Genomic DNA, 17,655 nt, shown 5'->3' with positions numbered 1-17,655 from the left:
CGTAGTCCGCACCGAAATCGGTCCGGGGCCAGGACGGGCGCGTGGGCGACATCAGGGCATCGCCTGCGCCGCCCGCCCGATCACGCCCGCGGTGCAGGCAGCACGGCCTCGAAGACGTCCCGGGCGGAAGCCATGTCCCACAGCCTGTCCGCCAGATCCTCAGCCCTCACCCGGGGGAAGGACTCGGCCCCGGGCATCCGCCGCACCTGCTCCCAGGCGGCGCTGCCCTCGATCATGGCGGCTACGAACAGGGCGCCCACGTAGACGCCGTCGGCGGCCACCTCATCGTGCAGGCTCTGCAGCCAGTTGCGGGTAGCGGCCAATGCCGGGGCGACGGCGCCGCTCATGGCCGGGGGCGCGGCGATGGCGCTGGCGGCATTGGCCATCAGGATGGTGCCGCGGCCGCGCTCGCGCATCCCGGGCAGCACTGCGCGAACCGCTTCGATGGGCGCCCAGGTGTTCAGGATGGCGGCTCGGGCGACGTCGGCCGCCTCCACCTGGCTGGGCGGTGTGTGGGGCGCATCCGAGGTGGCCCCGAGGTAGAGGACGTCGATGGGGCCGAGTTGCTGCTCGGCCCCGGCCAGAGCGGCCCGCATCGCGTCCAGATCGGTGAGGTTCACCGGGAAGGCGGATGCGGTGATGCCCTGGGCGCGGAGCTCCTCGGCCATCTGCCGGAGTTGCTCCGGTCGGCGCGCCATGAGGGCGACGCTGTAGCCCTCGGTGCCGAACCGCCGGGCGACGGCGCCGCCCAGACCCGGTCCTGCCCCCAGTACTGCAATGGTCCGGCCGGTTGTCTTGCTCATTCCTATATCCAATCTCATGCTCGTACTACTCGTTTTGATATCCATTGACTCATCAGAGCTGTTCGCATGGCTGGTCTCGGTTGGCTTTGACCTGCTGGCGGTCGCGGGTGTCGCTATGAATGGGCCTCAGTGGGTTGGGCCGTGGGACGCCCCTTGGCCTCTGGTGCCCTTTGGTCGGCAGTTCCAGCGCATCGCGCGGCCTTTGCCTGTATCGCACGGCCGTCTATGGGTCGTGATTCGCGGGCGGGGGCCGTACTTGACGCTCACCCGTTTTGAAGCGCCCCGCACCAGAGAGGCATGGGCCGGGATGTCCAAAACGGAGGGGATCAACGCTCCAGCCGACCCGGCATCCCACAGGAAATGGCGCGATGACCTGCATCGTCAGAATCGGCGCAGCCGCTCCGGGGATAGATCCCCTCCGTTTTGGACACTTCTCGGCCCTGCGCAGGATTCTCACCAGGGCAGCTGCTTGCCGTCGCGGAAGAAGAGGCCGGTGGGGCCGTCGTCGGGCAGGGTGGCGGCCCAGACCACGCCGAGAGCGCTGTCCGCAACGGGGCGCCCCCAGCCGGGGCCGCGGCTGGCGGTGACGTCCGGGCACACGGAGTTGACCAGGATGCGGCTGGCGCGGAAGTCCTTGGCCATCTTGATGGTCAGGGCATTGAGAGCAGTTTTGGTGATCGCGTAGGCGGTGATCGGCATGTCGCCGAAGTCACCCATGGCCAGGCCGGGGAAGTTGACCAGGCCGTAGTCGGGGTCCCAGAAGGATCCGGCGCCGCTGGAGACATTGACGACCCGGCCATGGCCGCCGGCCTCCAGGAGCGGGAAGAAGTGCTTGGTGACGCGCCAGGTGCCGACGACGTTGGTCTCGAACTCCCGACTCAGCTCCCCCATGTCCTTCTCGGCGGCGCTGACCGCGGAGGGGACCATCATGACCGCGTTGTTGACGAGCACGTCCAGGCGGCCGTGCTCGGAGGCGACAGCGCGCACGGCGGTGGTGACGCTGTCCTCGTCGGTCAGGTCCAGTTGCAGCGCGGAGGCGCTAAGGCCCTCGGCGTTGATCGCGTCGGCGAGGGGCTCCACCTGGGAAAGGTCCCGGGCGGTGAGGATGACGTGGTGCCCCTTGGCCGCCAGCTGCCGGGCCACCTCGTGGCCGAGCCCGCCCTCGCGGCCCGCGCCGGTGATGAGTGCGATCGTCGTTCTGCTCTTCTCGGTCGATGTCATGGCTCCATCGCACCAGCATGAGCGCAGGACCGGCAGGCCCTGCTGAGAGGGGGTACCGGCGGGGCGCCCCTCCAGACCGCGGCGGGCCGGAGGCCTATGGTTGAGCGATGGACCCCAGAACCGAGCTGCGCAACTTCCTGAGCACGCGGCGCGCCCGCATCTCGCCCGAGGCCGCTGGTCTCGCCGCGGCCGGCGGCCACCGCCGGGTCCCGGGCCTGCGCCGTGAGGAGGTCGCCATGCTCGCCGAGGTGAGCGTGGAGTACTACACCCGCCTGGAGCGGGGCCGTGCCAGCGGCGTCTCGGACTCCGTGCTCGATTCCATCGGCGATGTCCTGCAGCTCGACGACGTCGAGCAGTCCCACCTGCGGCGCCTGATCCGCGGCGCCTCGGCCGATGCGGCGGTCCAGGGACGGCCCGCTCCGCAGGAACTGCGGCCGAGCCTGCACTACCTGCTCGACGCGATCGAGGGCGCTCCGGCCTTCATCCGCGACGGGCGGCTCAACCTGCTGGGGGCCAACGAGCTGGGGCGCAGCCTGTACTCGCCCCATTACCGGGCCCATGCTGAAGCCGCGGGGCCCACTGAGGAAGGCGGCGTCCAGGCGGCCGGTGCGAACATCGCCCGCTTCGTCTTCCTGGATGAGGGGGCGCGCACCTTCTACACGGACTGGGAGAAGGTGGCCGGTGACATCGTGGCCACGCTGCACGCCGAGGCCGGGCGCGTTCCCGACGACGACTCCCTGCGCGAACTGGTCGTGGAGCTGTGCTCGGGAAGCGGGCACTTCCGGAGGTTGTGGGAGGCCCATGACGTCATGGACCAGCGCGCGGGCATCCTGCGGCTGCACCACCCGGTGGTGGGTGATGTGGAGGTGTTCATGGAGGCGACGCCGCTCGCAGCCGATCCCGGGCTGACCCTCGTGGTCCTCCCCGTGGCCCCGGGCTCCCCATCGGCTCGGGCGCTGGCGCGGTTGTCCAGCCCGGCGGTTTAGAGCCACCGCCGACGCCGGTGCCGGATAGGGATCCCGCACGATGACGCCGTCGTCGAGCGATGGCGGATCCGACCTCCGCTTAAACCTCCATACTGGACAGGCACGCTCACAGCGTCAGCACGTGGATCGGGAAGGTGTGCACGCCGTCGGGCATGGTCATCACGGGCCCGTCGGCCGTCACCACCGCCATGAAGCTGGGCTCGCCGACGCGCTCCAGGTCCACCACGGACCGGAAGGAGGCGAGCGACGCCTGCGCCTTGGGCAGTTGGCGCTGCCCCAGCTTGATCTCGATGGCGGCCCATCGGCCGTCGTCAAGCTGGATGATGAGGTCGACCTCCTGGCCGTTGGAATCGCGGTAGTGGTAGACCCTGCCGTCCAGCGCCTCGGCATAGACCCTCGCATGCTGCACCACTTGCGACTCGAACCAGAGCCCGGCTGTCTCCAGATCATCCACCAACCGGTCCGGTGAGGCACGCATGACCGCCACCGCCAGGGCCGGATCGGCGAAGTGGAGCTTGGCCGTGGTCCTGATCGCCGCCCGGGAGCGCAGGTGAGGGGCCCACGCGGGCTGCGTCTCGACAACGAAGAGCCGTTGAAGGGCACCGATGTAAGCGGCCACCGTCTCAGCCTTGACCGGCATCGCGGCACTCATGTCCTGGGCGATGGTGGCGTACTTGACCTCGGTGGCCAGATTGCGCGCCAGCGAGCGCAGAAGGATGCGCATGCGGTCGGGATCGCGGCGGGATTCGCCGTCGAGCCGGAGCAGGTCGCGGCTGGCGATGTCCTCGGCGTAGTCCCGCAGATGGCGCTGCGCCTGGGCGGTCGTGGCCTCCAGGTCCCCGGGCCACCCTCCGTGCGCCAAGGCTTGGAGCGCATCGGGCACACTCACCGTGCCATCCAGCGACACTGGCAGCTCCTCGCCCTTGAACAGGGACGCCAGTGAGACCGCCCCGGTCCCCCGGCCCTGCTCGGCCAGGGTCATGGGGCGCATGCGGATCCGGGAGATCCGATGCGCGCCGGAGTGGCGCTGCGCATCCTCAGCGGGAACGGATGAGCCCGTGAGGATGAACTGCCCCTTGGCCTGGCGGACATCGATCTCGCGCCGCACCCTGTTCCAGAGGGAGGGTTCGAGCTGCCACTCATCCAAGAGCCGGGGCACCTCCCCTCGGAGGAGGAGACCGGGATCCGCCGCCAGGATCGCCTCCACGGCGGGTGCCCCTGAGTCCAACGCGACCTCGGATCGGGCGTGACGGCGACCCGTCTCCGTCTTCCCGCAGGCCCTCACCCCCTCAATGAGGAGCCCGCCGCTGTAGGTCAGGACGTCGGCCACTGCGGCATCGACGACGCGCGTCCGGTACATGCTCCTCACCCAGCCCTAACCAGCTCCAATCTGCGCCATTCTACATGCAGGGGGAGGTTTGAGGCGGCTCCAGGGGGAGGTTTGAGGCGGCTCCAGGGGGAGGTTTGAGGCGGCTCCAGGGGGAGGTTTGAGGCCGTCCGCAGGCGCTAAACGGCGGCTGCCCACACCTGCTCCGCAAGACCTCGCAACGCCTCCTTCAGTTCCTCGGGCTCCACGACTCTCACGTGCGCGGCCAGCCTGGGAAGCACCTCCGTGGCGTGGGAGACATCCCCGAAGGTCGCGCACACCTGGACCCAGTCCTCGCCTTGGGCACCACCCGCGGGCCCCGAGAGGTTCTCGACCCGGTCGACGGACACGAGACCGCGGAGCCTGCCGAGTGCGCACCGCCGCACATTCAGAACCGCCGACACCGGAGTGAAGCGCTCCTGGAATCGTGCACGCGCACGGCGCCATTCCTCGGCGACGTCGACTCGCGGTGCAGCATCGTCCTCCTCACCGACGCGAAGGTCATCCACACGATCGAGCCGGTAAAAACGGACGCTCTCCGAGCCCCGGCCTCCGACGAGGTACCAGTCCGCTGCGGCGCACAGCAGCCCGAGCGCCGTCGTCGTCACCTGCGAGACAGCGCCCGAGCTTCCGGCCGTGTAGCGGAACCGCACCCGGCACCGGCCCTGAGCCGCCGTCAAGGCTTCCTGCAGCCAGGAGCGGCGCTGTCCGCCCAGCCACCCGTTCGGATCAACGACAACCCGGGATCCGAGAAGCGTCTCCTCACTACGGTCGGCGGCACGGCGCACCTTTCCGACCGCCGAGCGCACCAGATCCCCCAAGCCCAGCGCGCCCGCCGTCGGCAGCGAGGCCACCGCGGTCAGCGCCCGGGCCTCGTCCCGGCTCAGGCCGAGAATATCCGGACGATACCCATCAACCAGGGCGATCCCTCCGCGGCTCCCCCTGGTTGCGTATACCGGCACGCCGGCCGCCGACAGGGCTTCGACGTCGCGCAGGACCGTCCGGGTACTGACCTCCAGCTCGGCAGCGAGCTGCGCCGCAGGAACCGGAACAGAGCGGCCGCTCAGAATCCAGGTCAATCGCAGCAGTCGATCAGCTCTCATGGCGCTCCTCTCACATACATGTCAGAAGATGTCATATATGACGACGAGAGTGGTGGACACCTATTGGAACCACCGAAAGGACCACCATGAAAGCCGACCTCAGCGCCTACATCACCTTCGAAGGGCGAGCCCGCGAGGCATTGGAGCACTATCAGACAGCCTTGGGCGGAAAAGTCCTCATCGAGACCTTCCGGAAATGGGGAATCCCGACTGCTCCCGGGCATGAGGACGACGTCGTCTACGGCGTGCTGCGCACCGACGACGGATTCGTGCTGCGGGTCAAGGATCGCGCATCCGACGAGGAGCCGGTCGAGCAGGGGACCGCTTGGGCTCTGTGCTTGAACGGCGAGGAAGCGGAGCGCCTCACCGCCTGCTGGAATGCGCTGACCGAGGGCGCCACCATCATCGAACCGCTTCAGGAGATGCCATGGGGAGACCTCAATGGGGCTCTCATCGACGTCTTCGGAATTAGGTGGTCCGTCAACATCGGCAGCTCGGAGTGACAGGATCGGCCAGTGCGCCCAGCCGGGCCGGAACAGCTGGGCGCACTGGCCGTGGCCGGTCGTAATGGACGGCGTGACCGCACCCGCCCGGGGCCAAGCGATTCCCGTCGAGTCTTTGAGGTCTTCCGAGGAGCCGACCTCAACCGAAGGATCGCGACTCCCGGCAAGCGTCCCGGACCGATCTCGATGCGGGTTGCGACCGATCTCGACGAGGGGAAGCCGCAAGCCCTCCCTTCCTCCCCACACCCCCGGAACCGATCATCTAGTCGCCCCGAGGTCGCTCCAGAAGGAGACGGACGGCCTCGGGGTAATCCTTGTCGCCGTCGACCAGGGGCTGGCCGGGGCCCAGATGTCCGCGACCGGGGAGGACTTCACCATCCCGACCGTGAGCGTCACCGTGACCGACATCGTCCCGCTCGCCAGCGGCGACTCCACCGGTGCGGGTCTCGCGCTGGCGGCACTGCCCCTCATCATGGGCGGTATCGGCGGCGCCGGCATGACGGTGATCGCGCTGAGCATGCTACTGGGCGGCCAAGCTCAAGCACGTCACACTGCCCGCACGCCGGGAAGCGCGCGAGGCCGCGCATGTTGTCGAGGCCGCGGCGGCAGCCTGATCGACGCCATGCACGACGGCGCGGGGCAGGTCATGAAGGATCTGCCCCGCGCCGTCGTCGAGCTGCCGCAGCGCCGGCCGTCAGATCCCGCGAGCGGACATGACGCCGTCGATCGCCCGCAGCTCGTCGAGGACCTGGGGCTCGATCTCGCCCTCGACGTCCACGAGGGTCACGGCCAGCTCACCGCGGGACTTATTCAGCAGGTTGGCGATGTTCTGCCCGTGCTGGGCCACGATGGTGGAGACCTGCCCCACCATGTTGGGCACGTTGCGGTTGACGATGACGAAGCGGTGGGTGCCCTCCTGGCGGGCCATGACCGCCTCGGGGAAGTTCACCGAGTTGTGGACCTGCCCGTCCTCTAGGAAGCCGCGCAGGGAGTCGGCGGCCATGATGGCGCAGTTGCGCTCGGCCTCCTTGGTGGAGGCGCCCAGGTGGGGCAGGGAGATGCACTTGGGGTGCTTGTGGACCTTCGTGGAGGGGAAGTCGCACACGTAGCCGCCCAGGGTGCCCTCGTCGAGGGCGGCGACGACGGCGTCGGTGTCGACGATCTCGGCGCGCGCGAAGTTGAGCAGCACCGCGGTCTCCTTCATCAGGGCGATCCGCTGCGTGCTCACCAGCCCACGGGTGGCGTCGATGAGCGGCACGTGGATGGTGAGGATGTCGGCACGGCGGAAGACCTCTTCAATGGACTCGGCCCGCTCGACCTCGGCGCTCAGATGCCAGGCGTGCTCAACGCTGATGCCCGGGTCGAAGCCGACGACGTTCAGCCCCAGGCCGAGGGCGGCATTGGCCACCTGCACGCCGATCGCTCCCAGTCCGACCACGCCCAGCGTGCGGCCGGGCAGCTCGAAGCCGACGAACCGCTTCTTGCCGGCCTCGACGGCCTCGGCGATGGCGGCGTCGTCGCCCTCGAGCGTGTGGGCGAAGCGTGCGGCGGGGATGAGGTTGCGCGAGGCGATGAACAGGCCCGCCAGGACGAGCTCCTTGACCGCGTTGGCATTGGCGCCGGGCGTGTTGAACACGGGGATGCCCCGCTCCGTCATGGCGGCGACGGGAATGTTGTTGGTGCCGGCACCGGCGCGGCCGATGGCCAGGACGGAGTCGGGGATCGGCGCGTCGTGAAGCTTCGCCGAGCGCACGAGGAGCGCGTCGGGATCGTTCAGGGAGCCGCCGACGTCGTACAGGTCGTCGGGGAAGCGGGAGAGTCCGGCGCCCGAGATGGCGTTGAGGGTCTGGACGCGGAACTGCTTGTGGGTGGTCATGGGGTCCTTCGCTGACGTGTGCTGACGTGCGGGATTCGGAGCTTGGGTGTGAGTGCTTGGGCTGTGAGTCAGGCGCGGGTGCGCTCGAAGTCGGCCATGTAGTCGATGAGGGCGGTGACGCCCTCGGCGGGCATGGCGTTGTAGATGGAGGCGCGCATACCGCCGACGCTGCGGTGCCCCTTGAGGTTGGTCAGGCCGGCCGCTGCGGCACCGGCGAGGAAGTCGGCGTCGAGGGCGGAGTCGGCCAGGGTGAAGGGGATGTTCATCCAGGAGCGGGAGCGGGGCTCGACCGGGTTGGCGTAGAAGTCGGAGGCGTCGATGGCCTCGTACAGTCGGGCGGCCTTGGTCTGGTTGCGCTCACCCATGGCCGCCAGGCCGCCGGTGTCCTCGATCCAGTGGAGGATGAGGCCCAGCAGATAGATGGAGAAGGTCGGCGGGGTGTTGAGCATGGAGTCCTTGGCGGCCATGACGGTCCAGTCCCAGATGGCGGGGACGTCGGGGCGGGCGCGACCGAGCAGGTCTTCGCGGACGATGACGACGGCCAGGCCGGCCGGCCCCAGGTTCTTCTGGGCGCCGCCGTAGATGACGCCGTAGCGCGAGACGTCCATGGGACGCGAGAGGTAGGTGGAGGAGAAGTCCGCGACCAGCGGGACATCGCCGGCGTCCGGGATGTAGGGGAACTCGACGCCGCCGATGGTCTCGTTGGGCGTGTAGTGGAGGTAGGCGGCGTCGGCGGGGACCGTGAAGGAGCCCTCGGCGGGTGCGGTGGTGTAGGAGGATGCGGCCTCGTCCGCGAGGGTGTTGACGACGACGCCCTGGCGACCGGCCTCCTTGATGGCCTTGGCGGACCACTGGCCGGTGTTCAGGAAGGCGGCGGGGTCGCCGGGGGCGGTGAGATTGGCGGGGATGGCGGAGAACTGGCCGGTGGCGCCGCCGGCGAGGAACAGGACGCGGTAGTCGTCCGGGATACCGGCGACGGAGCGGAGGGTGGCCTCAGCGTCGGCGGCGCACTCGACGAAGTCCTTGCCGCGGTGGGAGACCTCGAGCACGCTCATGCCGGAGCCCCGCCAGTCCGTGAGCTCGGCGGCGGCCTGCTCGAGGACGGGCAGGGGGAGCTGGGCGGGACCGGCGGAGAAGTTGTACACGCGCATGGCGCCACGATAGTCGGGTACCGACGGCGAAGGCGGAACGTCTCATGGGGCGGTGCGGGGCCAGCGGCCTGCGCTTACTACGCTCCTTCACCCCTTACTCCGCTCCTTCCCGCCGTACAGCAAGGGGCAAAGGAGCGGAGTAAGCGCATCCCAACGATCAGCCGCTCAGCGCGCCGCCCACCAGGAGCGCAGCGCCTGCCGCGCCATCTCCTCGCCGAGCGGCCCCTTCTCCATGCGCAGGTCGAGCAGGAAGCGGTAGGCCTCGCCCACGACCGGCCCCGGCTCAACGCCGAGCTCGTCCATGATCTGCGCCCCGTCGAGGTCCGGGCGGATGGCGGCCAGCTCCTCGGCCTCGCGCAGCGCCGCGATCCGCTCCTCAAGGTCGTCGTAGGCGGCGTCGAGCATGCGGGCCTTGCGCTTGTTGCGGGTGGTGACGTCCGCGCGGGTGAGCCGGTGAAGACGCTCCAGCAACGGCCCGGCGTCGGCCACGTACCGCCGCACCGCCGAGTCCGACCAGGCGGCGTCGGCGTAGCCGTGGAAGCGCAGATGCAGCTCGACCAGCCGGGAGACGTCCTTGATCGTCTGCTTGTCGAAGCGCAGCGCCCGCAGCCGCTTCCTGGTCATGCGCGCACCCACGTGATCGTGACCGTGGAAGGTCACGGTGCCGCCCGGAAGGAATCGGCGCGTGGCCGGCTTGCCGATGTCGTGCATGATCGCGGCCAGGCGCAGCACGAGGTCCGGGGCGGGCACCGGCCCGTCGGGCCCCGTCTCCAGAGCCATCGCCTGGTCCAGCACCGTCAGCGTGTGCTCATAGACGTCCTTGTGCCGCTTGTGCTCATCGACCGTCTCCTGCAGATCCGCCAGCTCGGGCAGGACGACGTCGGCGACCCCGGTGTGCACCATGAGCTCGAGCCCGCGGCGCGGCCAGGGCGAGATCAGCAGGCGCTCCAACTCGGCGCGCACGCGCTCGGCCGAGACGATCTTCAGCCGCGGCGCCATCTCCTCCATCGCGGTCATGACATCCATCTCGACGTCGAACCCCAACTGAGCGGAGAAACGCGCGGCGCGCATGATGCGCAGCGGGTCGTCGTCGAAGGACTGCACGGCGCTCACGGGAGTCCGCAGCACCCCGGCGCGCAGGTCGTCGAGCCCTCCGCACGGATCGACGAGCTCAAGGTCGGGCAACCGCAGCGCCATGGCGTTGATGGTGAAGTCGCGCCGAGTGAGATCGCCCTCAAGCGTGTCCCCGTAGGCGACCACCGGCTTGCGGGAGCCAACCTCGTACTCCTCGGTGCGGTAGGTCGTCGCCTCCACGACCGTCTCGCCCTTGCGCGCCCCGATCGTGCCGAACTCCTTGCCGATGTCCCAGCAGGCGTCGCCCCAGGCCGCCAGAATCCTCTCGGTCTGCTCGGGACGTGCGGAGGTCGCGCAGTCCAGATCGTGAGGGACGACGCCGAGAAAGGCGTCACGCACCGGACCCCCGACGAGGGCGAGCTCATACCCGGCACGGGTGAAGGCATGCCCGAGAGCCGCCAGGGAAGGCGGCAGTGCGCGCAGGGCCTCCCGGGCCGTGGGACTCAGACCACAGGTGTCAAGGCTCTCGTCGAGCAGCGCGCGGACCGCGGAACGGGAGACCGCGGCGGATCCGCTGGCTGCGCGGGATGAGCCCGAAGCGGACGGGGACGCGGATGAGGCGGATGAGACAGAGGGAAGGGCGGGGTCGGCTGGGTCAGTCATTGACCCAAGCCTGCCACGCGGACCCCCCGACGGCACCCACTCAGCCGAACCGCCTAGAGTGTCCTCATGCCCTCCCACCGCACTCGCAAGCCCCGCGCCGGCACAGCGCCGCGACGCGCGAGTGCGCGCTTCCTGCCGGTGGTCGACGAGACCAGCGCCGGCGGGCTCGTGATCGACGTCCAGGAGGGCCGCGCGGTGACCGCCGTCATTGCGCGCCGCAACCGCGGAGGCCGCCTCGAATGGTGCCTTCCCAAGGGCCACCTGGAGGGCGCCGAGACGGCCGAGGAGGCGGCTGTGCGCGAGATCGCCGAGGAGACCGGCATCTCGGGGCGCGTACTGCGCCATTTGGCTACCATTGACTACTGGTTCGCCGGTGACGACCATCGTGTTCACAAGGTCGTCCACCATTTCCTCCTCGAGGCGATCGGCGGCGACCTCACCACGGAGAACGATCCGGATCACGAGGCCGAGGAGGTCGAATGGGTGAGTCTCGACGACGTCGCCCGTCGCCTCGCCTACCCCAACGAGCGGCGCATCGTCGCCGCCGCGCGTGAGATCCTCGTAGGGGACGGGTGATCGCAATCCGAATCCGCCGTCATCCCCGTCGCTCCCGGGCGCACCCGATGGTCGCCCTGGCAGCGGCTGTGGCTGCTTCCATCGCGCTCGTGGGTCCTGCTCCCGGCACCGGCGCAGCCGCGGCGGCGTCTGCCGTTCCCGCCATGCCGACTGCCATGCCGACTGCCCAGGTGCCCGCACCGCCGATCGCCACGCAGACTGCCACCACGCCACCGTCAACAGCACAGATGATCGACGGCCAGGTGACTGTCTCCGTCGATTCACTGGCCCCGGAGGTCATCACCGCCGGGCAGGATCTCACCATCTCCGGCACCATCGCCAACGGCACCGACAAAGCCCTGGAGGGGCTCTCCCTCACCGCCCAGATGCAGGACTCCACAGAGATGGCCGTCACGGGTATGGAGTCGTGGCTGGCGGCCGAGCGGGACTCCGCCATGCGCGAGGTCTATTCCGGCGATTTCGGCGAGAGCATCACCCCCGGCGAGGTGAAGCCCTTCTCATTGACCATCAATGCAGACGATCTTCCCCTCGACGAGGAGGCCCAGTGGGGTCCGCGCGGTGTGGAGGTATCGGTCTTCCAAGGGCGTTCCGCTGTCGCCCAGGACCGCACGCTCCTCGTATGGGACGCGGGCGGGGCGGCCAGTCGATCGCGCGTGACGGCGCTGGTCCCGGTGACGGCCTCGGCCGACGACCTGGAGCTCCTGACCACAGGTGCCGAGCCGCCCACGGATGCTGCGCTGGCGGACCTGCGCAAGCGGATCGCCTCCCTGCTGTCATTGGCCGGAGACGGCGTCGTTCTGGCGGTGGATCCGGCACTGCTCGACGCCCTCGGGGTGAATGAGGACACGCTGGCCGCCGCCAAACCGTCGCCCGAGCCCTCGGCAAGCCCCTCGGCAGCCGGCGAAGAGAGCCCTGCGGCGACGTCGTCCTCGACGCCCTCGGCTCCTGCGACGGGCCCCTCACCCACAGGGCCGTCCGCGCCGTCTGCACCGTCTACGCCATCAATGCCATCCGCCACGGCCTCCCCAACCGCCCCCGGTTCACAACCCGGAAAGACGCTTCCCGGTCAGGCCCTGACCAAGGCGCTGCTCGAGGCGCTCGATGCCGGTGATGTCGTGGCCCTGCCCTGGGCGGATGCCGACGTCGCCGCCCTGACTCACCAGGAGGAGACCGACCTGCTCGCGGACGTCCAGAAACGCGCCGAGGAGTCCCGGACCGCAGAGGTCGGCGCTCCCACGTCGCTCACCTGGCTGGCCGGCAGCCTGGACGCCGCAACGCTGTCCGCACTGCCCGACTCGACGCAGACGATCGTCACCACCCCCGGAGATCTGCCGGTGGAGGAGGATCTGACATATACGCCCTCCGAGGTGACGAGCGTGGGCTCACGCACGGTTCTGACGCCCGACAAGAACCTGTCCGACACGCTCGGCGGCACCCTGACGACCGACGAGTCCTCCACCGATCTGTCCAACCTCGATACCATCCAGCTTCTGCGCGGCGAGACGGCGATCATCACCCGTCAGGCCCCCGCGATCAGTCGCTCCATCGTGATCACCCTCGATCGGGCCGATGCGGCGGGCATCGACCCGAAGACGCTCGACACGCGTCTGAAGGCGCTGCGAGAAGCCTCCTGGACCACGCCTCAGAACCTGCAGGCGCTGTCCACCGAGGCCGGCGCCCAGCAGGACGACGCCGCGAAGACGCATCGCGCCGACATTCCGGACCAGGTGATCGGCGATCAGGAGGTCTCGGCGACCGACCTCGCGGCAGCCCGCGCGACCTGGGACTACCTGACCTCGGTGACCTCGATCCTGCCCGATCCTCAGGCGGCGATTGGCTCGGCCTCCGAGGTCGTGGTGCGCACCGCATCGGCCGTATGGCGATCAGACCCGGAAAGACGCACGGTCATGACGGACTCGGCTCGCGAGCGCGGTACGGCCGTGACCTCCAAGCTCACGGCCGTACCGTCGCGAACGATCAATCTGATCGCCTCCGAGGCCAACCTGCCGGTACGCATCACCTCGTCCCTGGATCAGGACGCCACCGTCGTGGTGCGCCTGCTGTCCGGCTCGGCGCGACTGCAGACTGTTGAGGACATTACGCTGACCGTACCGGCGTCCGGTCAGACGACCGCCACCGTGCCGGTCAAAGCGGTGGGCAGTGGAGACGTCAACCTGACCATCATGCTGCTGGCCGCTGACGGCACCGCCGTCGGGGCGCCGCAGACCATCCATATGCGCGTGCACGCCGACTGGGAGTCCAGGGGCACCCAAGTGTTGGGGGCCGGACTTGTCGTCCTGCTCGTCGGCGGCATTGTGCGAACCGTGCGTCGCGGGCGGCGCACGGCAGCGCCCCAACGCGTCGAGGAGAAGACATGAGCAACAAGGACAACGGCTCATCGATCGCCCGTTCGAGCGCCGTGATGGCGGCCGGCACGCTGGCCAGCCGCCTGCTGGGACTGGTGCGCAACGCCCTGCTGATAGCCGCCCTGGGGGCGACGGCCTCGGGCGCCGCCGAGGCGTTCAACATCGCGAACAACCTGCCCACCCAGCTGTACAACCTGGTGATCGGCGGCGTACTCAATGCGATCCTGGTCCCGCAGATCGTGCAGGCGCTGCGCCAGCGCAACGGCGAGGAGCTCGTCAACCGTCTGCTGACGGCGGCCTCCGTCGCCATGGCCACGGTGTCGGCCGTACTCACGGTGTGCGCGCCACTGGTCATCATGCTCTACGCCTCGGGTCTGGATCGGTGGCAGCCGCTGGCCTTCGCCTTCGCCTTCTGGTGCATGCCGCAGATCTTCTTCTACGGCCTGTACGCCCTATGGGGGCAGGTTCTCAATGCGCGGTCGAGTTTCGGGCCGTATATGTGGTCCCCGGTTCTCAACAACATCATCTCGATCGCCTCGATCATGGCCTACCTGCACATCTACGGGCACTACGCGTCCGGTCAGGATCCGGGCATCTGGAATGCGGGCCGTATCGCTCTGGTCGGGGCCACGACGACGGCGGGCATCGCCATTCAGGCCCTGATCCTTTACATCCCCCTGGTGCGTTCGGGCTTCCACCCGCGCTTCGTGTGGGGCGTGCGCGGCATGGGCCTGGGAACCATGTCGAAGGTGGCGCTGTGGGCGCTGCTGGGAACGGCCGTGGTCTCACTGGGTGACATAGCGACGGCGAACCTGGGTTCCCAGGCGGTCACCGCGGCGGAGTCGGCGCAGTACGCCGACCAGATCGTGCCCTCCAAGACGCTGTACGACAACACCCAGCTGGTCTACATGCTGCCGCAGTCTCTGGTGACGACCTCCATCATCACCGCCCTGTTCACACGCATGAGTGAGAAGGCCGCCGCCGGCGACCGCGGAGGAGTGCGAGACGACCTGTCATTGGGCCTGCGCAGCGTCGCGGTGTTCACCATCCTGTTCGCCGCGGGCATCGGGACTCTGGCCACGCCCTCACTCCAACTCTTCGTCCCCTCGTTGTCCCTGGCCGAGGCCACGGCCGCAGGACCGATCCTGACGGTCCTGGCGATAGGCATCATCTTCCAGGGCATCTGGTTCACCACGCAGCGCGTCATGCTGGCCTACGCGGATACGAAGCGGCTGCTCATAGCCGACTCCGTGGTCGGCATCGTTCCCGCCATCGTCTGCCTGGTCGCCTACCTGGCGACACCGGCCAACCACTGGATGACCTGGGCGGCAGCGGGCTCGATGCTCAGCCAGGTGGGCGGCTCGGTGGCCGTGATCCCACTGATCAGGCGGCACCTGCCCGACCTCGACGGCCCCCGCGTCATCGCCACCTACGCCCGCCTGGCGGTAGCGGCCATCCCCGCAGTGCTTGTCGGGCTGGGCGTGCGGGCCCTGCTGGGGCCGGCCGACGGCTCCCTGACCGGGTCGAGGCCGACGGACGCCATGCTGACCGTCATCGTGGCCGCCCTCCTCATGACGGCGACCTACCTCGCGGCCGCGCGCCTGCTGCGTGTCGAGGAGCTCGGTGTGCTCTTCGTCCCACTGTCACGCATCGTGGCCAAGATCGGACGGCTCCTGCCGGGTCGTGCAGGCGAGGCGGTCCTGCATCTGGCCCACCTCCTGGCACCGACCTCCGCCGACCGGGCGGGCACCGAGCTTCCGCCGTCATACCCGCCGACATACAGACCGATGCTGCGCGCCGTGGACGCACCACGACCGGCACCAGCCCCACCGCCTGCTATTCCGGCGCCACCCCCCACGTTTGCGGATCTGGCCGCTCAGGCAGCCTCCGTACGGGCACTCACGCCCGGTACACTCGCTCCACATGCACTGGGACTCCTTGGCACGGGAGGAGGGAGCATCATGACCGACGCAACGCCGATCGGCACAGGGCGCTACGCCCTGGCCGCTACCCTGCCCGCAACACTCCCACGAGTAGTCCGGCATGTTGGACGAGATACGATCCTGGATCGCACGGTGACGATCCTCATGCTCACCGACGCCACCCCTCATCGTGCCGAGGTCCTGGAATCGGCCAGTCGTGCAGTCCTTGTCGAGGATCGGCGGATCCAAAGGGTTCTCGACGTCGAGACGCATCACCCGGCCTTCGTCGTCACCGAGCCCGCCGACGGCCGCCCCCTGTCGGCCCTGGTCGGCCAGGGGTTGAATGCCGCGCAGGTTCGCGCCATCGTCGGGGAGGTCGCCCAGGCGCTGGATGCGTGCTCCCGTCGGGGCCTGCACCACCTGAACCTATCTCCGGAGTCCGTACGACTGCGCTCCGACGGCACTGTTCAGGTCACCGGAATCGGCGTCGAGGCCGCGATCCTCGGGCTGGACTCTCAGGCCGCTTCCAACGAGGACCCGCTGGAGGCCGATCGTATTGACGCCCGCGCGCTGGTCGAGCTGCTCTACTACGGTCTGACGAAGCGCTGGCCGGGCAAGCGAGCGGGCCTTCCCTCAGCGCCGACGACGTCCGACGGAGCACCGGTTGCGCCCTCCATGCTGGCGACGACCATGGGTGCCGACGACGCCGATCTCGACGAGCTGGTGGCTCGCACCTGGTCCGACGAGGAGCCGATGTCCGCCTCCCAGATCGCTCAAGCCCTCGGCTCGTGGGACGCCTCACTCCTGCCACAGGTGACTGCGGAGGCCATGGCTTCAGCGGACTCAGCGGCTTCAGGGACTTCTACAACATCAGCGGCATCAGCGTCGCCATCATCGTCGACCGACAGCACCAACAACGGAGCCTCTGAGCCTGCGCTGAAGGGAGTGCTCTCGCGTCTGCGTCGAGCAGCTGCGACGCGTCAGGAGCCGGCTGCCGTGGTGGCCGACCCTGTTCCCGCCGAGCCGCAGACCGACGCCGTCCCCCGGAGCTTCGCGCCGGCCGCGGCCGAGCCCCGAACTGCTGCCGGACCGCCAACCGGTATCGCACCGCCGGAGGCCGGCGGATCGCCGACCGCCGCACAGGGGAGCCCGCTGGTCGGCAACACAGCGAACACGACAAGCACAGCACCCGCCTTCCAGCCGCCCTCGGTCCCTCTGGCCGCGCAGTCGACAGCTCCGCCGGTCAACCCGGTCAACACAGAGGAGGCGCTGCAGGTCAGTGGTGATCCCGACGGCGACGACGAGGTCGAGCGCTCTGTGTCGCGGACCACCATGGCGATCATCAGCGGCATGCTCGTCGTCATGTTGGTGGGGGCCATCTTCGCAGTGAACAGCGTGCTCGGCCTGTTCGACCTGCCGTTCACCGAGCCGGATGTGCCCGCCGCCAGCACAGTGCCCTCAACGGCCGCGCACGATACTCAGCAGACGCCGTCGGAAACCACCGAGCCCACCGCTGAGCCCATTACGATCACCAGCGCGAAGGCCGTGGATCAGGGCGGGAGCCAGGGCGACCATCCCGAGAACGAGGGCAAGACTGTTGATGGGAACCCCGCCACGACCTGGGAGTCGCAGTTCTACAGGGGCCCCAAGTTCGCCAATCTGAAGAGCGGTACGGGAATTGCCGTGACCCTGGACAAGACGTCCGAGGTGTCCGGTATTGACATCCAGGGCACGGGTCAGGGCGGTAATGTCCAGGTCCGGGCCACGAGTCCGGAGGACCCGACCGGCGGAACGGTGCTGGCCGAGGGGGCCTTCACGTCGGGAACGACGAGCTTCACCTTCTCACCGACGAAGACTCAGTCGATCGTCATATGGGTGACTGATCAGCCGACGGCCCCGGACGGTGAGTCCAAGGTGACCGTGTCTGAGATCACTTTCAAATAAGCGAATCTTAGGGAACATCCGATTTTTATCGGCTGTTCTATGATTTGCCTGCTGCTCGCCTCCTGCGAGCCCACTACGCCCACTTCTCGGTCAGGAGAGTC

12 protein-coding genes are annotated in these 17,655 nt (G+C 68.9%); 5 read left to right on the top strand and 7 right to left on the bottom strand.

Features of this window, described 5'->3' with window-relative positions; translation table 11 throughout:
* Window positions 1-80: 80 nt before the first annotated feature.
* Both W5W_RS0102580 and W5W_RS0102575 read right to left on the bottom strand, forming a co-directional pair.
* Entirely contained in the window at window positions 81-803 is a 723-nt protein-coding gene (locus W5W_RS0102580; protein WP_017194225.1) for an SDR family NAD(P)-dependent oxidoreductase, read from the bottom strand.
* 453 nt (window positions 804-1,256) lie between these two features.
* On the bottom strand, window positions 1,257-2,024 hold the full coding sequence (locus W5W_RS0102575) for an SDR family NAD(P)-dependent oxidoreductase (RefSeq protein WP_008730779.1): 768 nt from the start codon (window positions 2,022-2,024) through the stop codon (window positions 1,257-1,259).
* A 107-nt stretch (window positions 2,025-2,131) separates the two neighbouring features.
* On the opposite strand from W5W_RS0102575, the gene W5W_RS0102570 reads away from it, so the two are divergent.
* A complete protein-coding gene (locus W5W_RS0102570; protein WP_008730797.1) occupies window positions 2,132-3,010 on the top strand; it encodes a helix-turn-helix transcriptional regulator in 879 nt (292 codons plus the stop codon).
* A 106-nt stretch (window positions 3,011-3,116) separates the two neighbouring features.
* Here W5W_RS0102570 and W5W_RS0102565 read toward each other — a convergent pair whose 3' ends face one another.
* Window positions 3,117-4,370, bottom strand: a complete 1,254-nt coding sequence (locus tag W5W_RS0102565) for an ATP-binding protein (RefSeq protein ID WP_008730782.1) — start codon at window positions 4,368-4,370, stop codon at window positions 3,117-3,119.
* A 146-nt stretch (window positions 4,371-4,516) separates the two neighbouring features.
* On the bottom strand, window positions 4,517-5,479 hold the full coding sequence (locus W5W_RS0102560; protein ID WP_017194224.1) for a helix-turn-helix transcriptional regulator: 963 nt from the start codon (window positions 5,477-5,479) through the stop codon (window positions 4,517-4,519).
* Between the two features lie 86 nt (window positions 5,480-5,565).
* Here W5W_RS0102560 and W5W_RS0102555 point away from each other — a divergent pair, with 86 nt between their 5' ends.
* Window positions 5,566-5,982, top strand: a complete 417-nt coding sequence (locus tag W5W_RS0102555; protein ID WP_017194223.1) for a VOC family protein — start codon at window positions 5,566-5,568, stop codon at window positions 5,980-5,982.
* Window positions 5,983-6,676: 694 nt separating this feature from the next.
* Here W5W_RS0102555 and W5W_RS0102545 read toward each other — a convergent pair.
* The 3 genes from W5W_RS0102545 to W5W_RS0102535 form a co-directional block, all read right to left on the bottom strand.
* Complete coding sequence (locus tag W5W_RS0102545) at window positions 6,677-7,858, bottom strand: phosphoglycerate dehydrogenase (RefSeq protein ID WP_017194221.1); 1,182 nt, start codon at window positions 7,856-7,858, stop codon at window positions 6,677-6,679.
* 68 nt (window positions 7,859-7,926) lie between these two features.
* Window positions 7,927-9,009, bottom strand: a complete 1,083-nt coding sequence (serC, locus tag W5W_RS0102540) for a 3-phosphoserine/phosphohydroxythreonine transaminase (RefSeq protein WP_017194220.1) — start codon at window positions 9,007-9,009, stop codon at window positions 7,927-7,929.
* A 165-nt stretch (window positions 9,010-9,174) separates the two neighbouring features.
* Complete coding sequence (locus W5W_RS0102535) at window positions 9,175-10,746, bottom strand: CCA tRNA nucleotidyltransferase (protein WP_017194219.1); 1,572 nt, start codon at window positions 10,744-10,746, stop codon at window positions 9,175-9,177.
* Between the two features lie 66 nt (window positions 10,747-10,812).
* Here W5W_RS0102535 and W5W_RS0102530 point away from each other — a divergent pair, with 66 nt between their 5' ends.
* From W5W_RS0102530 to W5W_RS0102520, 3 genes are all read left to right on the top strand, one after another.
* On the top strand, window positions 10,813-11,322 hold the full coding sequence (locus W5W_RS0102530; RefSeq protein ID WP_008730736.1) for an NUDIX hydrolase: 510 nt from the start codon (window positions 10,813-10,815) through the stop codon (window positions 11,320-11,322).
* A gap of 68 nt (window positions 11,323-11,390) precedes the next feature.
* Complete coding sequence (locus W5W_RS0102525; protein WP_238533230.1) at window positions 11,391-13,700, top strand: DUF6049 family protein; 2,310 nt, start codon at window positions 11,391-11,393, stop codon at window positions 13,698-13,700.
* Complete coding sequence (locus tag W5W_RS0102520; RefSeq protein WP_017194217.1) at window positions 13,697-17,554, top strand: murein biosynthesis integral membrane protein MurJ; 3,858 nt, start codon at window positions 13,697-13,699, stop codon at window positions 17,552-17,554. The genes W5W_RS0102525 and W5W_RS0102520 overlap by 4 nt, the downstream gene beginning before the upstream one ends.
* Window positions 17,555-17,655: the final 101 nt, after the last annotated feature.

Origin of the sequence: Actinomyces massiliensis 4401292, assembly GCF_000269805.1 — a bacterium.
GTDB lineage: Bacteria > Actinomycetota > Actinomycetes > Actinomycetales > Actinomycetaceae > Actinomyces > Actinomyces massiliensis.
Note: the sequence above shows the minus strand (reverse complement) of the source record. Positions and strands in the feature narration are given on the sequence as shown.